Below are 5,810 nucleotides of genomic sequence, written 5' to 3' on the forward strand. Positions count from 1 at the left end.
TCGTCGCGCAAATAAGCGTGAGCAAGCACATAGTCGCCTATGCGCTGGGTATCACGCAGGCCGCCGCAATGGCCGATCATCAGCCACACTTCGGGGCGTAGAACCGCAAGGTGGTCGCAAATATTTTTCGCGTTGGAAGGACCAACGCCGATATTGACCAGCGTGATGCCGCTCTCACCCTCTGCCATCAGATGGTAAGCGGGCATCTGGTGCTTGCGCCATGTGCTGTCTGCGACCAACTGGGCGTGATCCTCGGTTGCTTCGTCAACATACAGGCCCCCCGCGCCTGACAGGGCTGTGTAGCGACCCTTGCCGACCTGCTGGCAGGCCCAGGCGACGAATTCGTCGACATAGCGGTTGTAGTTGGTGAACAGGATGTAGCGCTGGAAATGCTCGGCAGGTGTGCCTGTGTAGTGCTTCAGCCGAGCGAGTGAGAAGTCGGTACGCAAACCGTCAAACAGTGACAACGGCGAGCCATCTTCATCCGCAATCAGCAAGCCGTCGGCTGCCTCGTCGCCAATGTCTGCCAGATCCGTAGCTGGAAACCATTTCGACAGTTCGGTCGGGGAAACATCGCCGAGCTCGAGCCCGTCTAGGACGTAAGGAAAGGGGATTTCTTGCTTGCCGGGGCGGACCTGCATTTCCAGCTCATACTGGTCGACCAGCAGATCTATCTGGCTGCGGAGATAGTCTCCAAAAATTTCGGGGCGTGTCAAAGTGATGCTATATGTGCCGGGTTTTTCCAAGCGTCCGAAAGCAAGGTTTGCCGCATGATCGCGTTCGGTACCGTGATAGCGGATGACCAGTTCGGGATAGGCGAATGCGCCAATTGCGCGGTCTGCCATGTCGGGTAGGGTGCGGTCTTTGAGATAGGCGGCTAGTGCGCCGCGGAGGCGGGCAACCGATGCGTCGTAATGTTCGGTGATTTGGCGGATTATGTCTTGTGTCTGTTTATTGGCCATGAAGGCGGATTCTCCATTTCATGCAATTTGGCAAGCAAAAAGGGCGGGAGTGACTCCGCCCTTATTTTGGCAGGATGGCTCCGACCACACTGCCAATAGCTTGTTTCAGCCTTATGTCAGAGCTGGCCAAGCATATAATCAGCTGAGCTGACCTTAAAATCGCCAGGCGCCTCGACGTTAATTTGCTCAACCACGCCGTCGTTGACGATCATAGAAAAGCGCTGACCGCGTTTACCCATGCCGAAGCCCGAACCGTCCATGGTCAGGCCGACAGCTTCAGCAAAATCGGCATTGCCATCCGCCAACATCGTGATCGCGTCAGAGCCACCCGATTTGTTCCAGGCGCCGAGTACGAACGCGTCATTGACTGCCGTGCAGGCGATTTCGTCAATGCCCTTGGCTTTGAGTTCATCAGCCTTTTCGACGAAACCGGGAAGATGCCGGGCCGAGCAGGTCGGTGTAAATGCACCCGGAACCGAGAACAGCGCAACCTTGCGGCCTGCGAAATATTCCGAGCTTTGCACCGGCTGCGGGCCTTCTGCTGTCGCCTTAACCAATTTTACATCGGGGAGTTTGTCACCTACTTTGATCGTCATGGCATTTCCTTCCTTAGCCAAAATATTGAGTGTCTCCTGACGCATAGTGGGATGCGTATGCCAAGCAAATAGGGATTGTCTTTGTCGGTTCCAAGGTTCGCTTGTCGATACGACGTGACATTAGGGCAACAGGCCGCTTGGTTAATGATGCTTCATCATTCAAGTTGAAATTTCGGTAAATACGATCCCGCATTGTCGCCTCTCCACACAAGATGGAGGGGTGTTGAAATGAAAAAATTTACAGGGAGTATCGCAGCAGTTTTGTTGGCAGTTTCGTTGGTGGCGACGCCGGCGCAGGCTTGCTGGAACAACGCGGAACAGGATGCGGCGCGCATCGCCAATATGAACCAGATGCTAATGGTCTCGGCGCTTCGCTGCCGCTTTGGAAAGCAAAATTTCTTGAGTGATTATAATAAGTTCATCCGGTTCAATAACGACGTCCTAGCCAGTCAGCATCATTTGATAAAGGCGAGATATGCCAGAACCATGGGGGACAAAGCAGCATTCGCTGAATTGGACCGCTTCATAATTAGTCTGTCGAACTATTATGGCGGAGGTCATGGCGACCCTGACTGTGCCGAACTAGAAAAGCTGTCGAAGCAACTCGCTGTGGGGCGCCACGACGTTAACACGCTCGCTCAAATGGCCGATCGCGTTGTCGGCGTTCCTAAACAGGCCGCTCAAGCCTGCTCGGTTTCGATTGCTGCGCGTCGATAGGGGATGTCATATAAAGCAATCTTTATATTGAGATTGCCTTGGATTGAAAACTCGGCTAGGGGCCAGCCATCCAAAATCCCCTAGCCGGAGTTTATCCTGTGTCCGCAGATTATGTCGTCGCCGACCTATCGCTTGCCGAATATGGCCGAGCAGAAATTGCTATCGCTGAAACCGAAATGCCTGGCCTGATGGCCCTTCGTTCCGAATATGGTGCAGCGCAACCCTTGAAAGGCGCGCGCATTACTGGTTCGCTCCATATGACGATCCAGACTGCTGTGCTGATCGAAACACTGGTGGCTTTGGGCGCCGAAGTGCGCTGGGCGACCTGCAATATTTTCTCGACTCAGGATCATGCTGCGGCGGCAATTGCTGCTGCAGGCATTCCGGTGTTTGCTGTGAAGGGCGAAACCCTGGCCGACTATTGGGACTATGTTGGCAAGATTTTTGATTGGGATGATGGCACTGGCCGCACCGCCAACATGATCCTCGACGATGGCGGCGACGCCACCATGTTCGCACTGTGGGGGGCGCGTATCGAAGCTGGCGATGAACTACCCGAACCTTCAAATGCAGAAGAAATCGAATTTCAGCGCGCGTTGAAGGCATTCGTAAAGGCGAAGCCCGGCTATCTCACCATGTCGGTTGCCCATATCAAGGGCGTGTCGGAAGAGACCACTACCGGCGTCCACCGCCTGTATCAGATCGCCAAGGACGGCAAGCTGCCTTTCCCCGCGATCAACGTGAACGACAGCGTGACCAAATCGAAATTCGACAATCTTTATGGGTGTAAGGAATCGCTGGTCGACGCAATCCGTCGCGCCACCGACGTCATGCTGGCCGGCAAGGTTGCTTGCGTCGCCGGCTTTGGAGATGTTGGCAAAGGCTCGGCAGCATCGTTGCGCCAGGGCGGCGCACGCGTGATGGTGACCGAAATCGACCCGATCTGCGCTCTTCAAGCGGCGATGGAGGGCTATGAAGTCGTAACGATGGAAGAAGCTGTTCAGCGTTGCGATATTTTCGTCACCGCGACCGGAAACGAGGACGTCATCACGGCCGAGCATATGAAAGCGATGAAGCCGATGAGTATCGTCTGCAACATCGGCCACTTTGATAGCGAAATCCAGATTTCGGCACTCGACAATTACAAGTGGACCGAAGTTAAGCCCGGAACCGACCTGGTGGAATTCCCCGACGGTAAGCAGATCATCATCCTCGCCAAGGGGCGCCTGGTGAATCTTGGTTGCGCGACTGGTCACCCCAGCTTCGTAATGTCTTCAAGCTTTACCAACCAGACGCTGGCGCAAATTGAACTGTTCACCAAGACCTCGGAATATAAAAACGAAGTCTACGTTCTGCCCAAGCATCTCGACGAAAAAGTAGCGGCGCTGCATTTGGAAAAGCTTGGCGTCAAACTGACCAAGCTTTCGTCGAAACAGGCAAATTACATTGGCGTTTCAACTGAAGGGCCATTCAAGCCGGAACATTATCGTTATTGATCGGTTTATCCGTCGATAACGACAAAGGCCCGCCACGTGCGGGCCTTTTTTGTTGCGTCTCGCCCGCATTCGTTGCACCGCAGCGACATTATTTTTCTTTCGGACGGAAACCCCGATGCAGGGCGAAAGCCTGACTACCGCTTTGATTGGATTGCTGCTTGCAGCCTGGATAGTTGGCGCTTCTGTTGCCATCTGGAAAGGCTTGACGATGCAGCGCAGGGCACGCACCTCGCTGCGCCAGACTGCACGCCTCAGCCGCCTTCTGGAGACTTCTCCGGCCTTTCCTGCAATCGTGCGTGCTGATGGAAAACTGGAGGCTTCCGACCGATTTTTTCGTCTACTCGGACTTGAGCGGCAAATCCCGACAATATCCGAACTGGTGGGTGAATTCGCACAAGGAGATGCACAGGAAGACTGGAACGGTTTGGCGGAGCTAATCCGCGAAGCGCAGCGTACAGGCAAAACGCTTTCGCAAAAATTGCGCATTGTGGGGTCGGACAAGCGTTTCATGGCAAGGGTCGTGCTTGCAGACTCGCAGATTTACCCAAATGGCGCTTCGCTGGTATGGCTATTCGACCTCACTGAAACAGTACGCGAACTGGAACGGCTCGAGGGCGATGCGATGATGGCGCGTAATGCGTTCCAAGCGCTGGCCGGGCTGATCGAAGCTTCACCCCTGCCGATGTGGCACAGGGGACCGGACTACCACCTTAGTTTTGTAAATGCCGCTTATGTCGATGCGGTGGATGGTGAAAGCGGGGACGTCGTTGTCGCCGAAGAAATTGAGCTTGTTGAGCCTGTCGATGGCGTCAGCGCGATCAGCGCAGCGGCCAAGGCGCAGGACGTTGGCAAACCTGTCGAACGCCTGGTTTCTGCGACCATTGGAGGCGAACGACGCCAGATCAAAGTCTATGACATCCCGATGGGGGATGTGGGTGTCGGGGGCATAGCCATCGACATGCAGGAACTGATCAACGCTCGCGCAGATGCCCGTCGTCAAGCTGAGGCACAACGCAACATGCTCGATAAAATGTCTGCGGCGGTGGCCCAATTTGCCGCGGATCGTTCGCTGACTTTCTGGAACCTGCCATTCCAACGGCAGTTCGGCATGCGCGAGGAATGGCTGGCGGAATCGCCTGAATTCGCTCGTGTGCTGGAACGTATGCGCGAAAGCGGCAAAATGCCCGACGTCCGCGACTTCCCCGAATGGCGGGCGGAACGGGAAAACTGGTTCCATGTTGCCGCACCGGTCGAAGAGAATTGGCTGCTCCCCGATGGCACCCATTTGCGTCTTGTGGGCCAACCCACGGCAGACAATGGGCTGCTGCTTATCTTTGAGGATCGAACGGAGCAGGCACAGCTAGCAAGTGCTCGCGATACTTTGCTGCGGGTCCGCACAGCTACATTCAACAATCTGTTTGAGGCTGTTTCGGTCTTTTCCGCCGATACACGCCTGAGCATCTGGAACAGCAGGTTTGAAGAAATTTGGGGCGTTGAAGAGGAACTGCTTGCACAGCATCCACGTTTTGATGAGCTGCTCCCGCGTTTAGGGCCCAGCCTGCAAAAACCTTCGCATGTCTCGATTCTACGCGAACTGTTGCAGATGACGATAAGCACAAGACAGCCGCGCAAGAGCCGCATCGCCTTTGCCGATAGCCGTATATTCCAGCTTTCGACCGTTCCATTACCCGATGGCAACGCATTGCTTGCAATGCTGGATGTCACGGATAGCCTGCAGATTGAACAAGCGCTGCGCGAACGCAATGCGGCGCTTTCCGAAGCAGATGCGATCAAGGGCAAGTTCCTGTCGAACATGAGCTATGAGTTCCGCACACCCTTGACCTCGATCAGCGGCTATGCCGAATTGCTGCAGCACGGCATTGGCGGCGAACTTCCTCCGCAAGCGAGAGATTATGTTGATGCAATTTCCAAGTCGGCGGAACGACTTGGGCAGCAGATCAATGCTGTTCTGGATTTCACCCAAAGTGAGGCGGGCGCTTTGCCGGTCGCGCGCAAACCGGTCGATATCGCGCAGCTTG

5 protein-coding genes are annotated in these 5,810 nt (G+C 55.1%); 3 read left to right on the top strand and 2 right to left on the bottom strand.

The window, feature by feature from the left end; translation table 11 throughout:
- On the bottom strand, positions 1-962 hold a 962-nt coding region (locus tag Q0239_RS15780; protein ID WP_298604646.1), incomplete at its 3' end, for an AMP nucleosidase.
- A 116-nt stretch (positions 963-1,078) separates the two neighbouring features.
- Complete coding sequence (locus tag Q0239_RS15785; RefSeq protein WP_298604648.1) at positions 1,079-1,558, bottom strand: peroxiredoxin; 480 nt, start codon at positions 1,556-1,558, stop codon at positions 1,079-1,081.
- A gap of 228 nt (positions 1,559-1,786) precedes the next feature.
- On the opposite strand from Q0239_RS15785, the gene Q0239_RS15790 reads away from it, so the two are divergent.
- The 3 genes from Q0239_RS15790 to Q0239_RS15800 form a co-directional block, all read left to right on the top strand.
- Entirely contained in the window at positions 1,787-2,275 is a 489-nt protein-coding gene (locus Q0239_RS15790; RefSeq protein ID WP_298604650.1) for a hypothetical protein, read from the top strand.
- Positions 2,276-2,373: 98 nt separating this feature from the next.
- Entirely contained in the window at positions 2,374-3,771 is a 1,398-nt protein-coding gene (gene ahcY, locus Q0239_RS15795) for an adenosylhomocysteinase (protein ID WP_298604652.1), read from the top strand.
- A 115-nt stretch (positions 3,772-3,886) separates the two neighbouring features.
- On the top strand, positions 3,887-5,810 hold a 1,924-nt coding region (locus Q0239_RS15800; protein WP_298604654.1), incomplete at its 3' end, for a PAS-domain containing protein.

The organism is uncultured Sphingorhabdus sp., assembly GCF_937872355.1.
In the GTDB taxonomy this organism is placed as follows: Bacteria; Pseudomonadota; Alphaproteobacteria; order Sphingomonadales; family Sphingomonadaceae; genus Sphingorhabdus_B.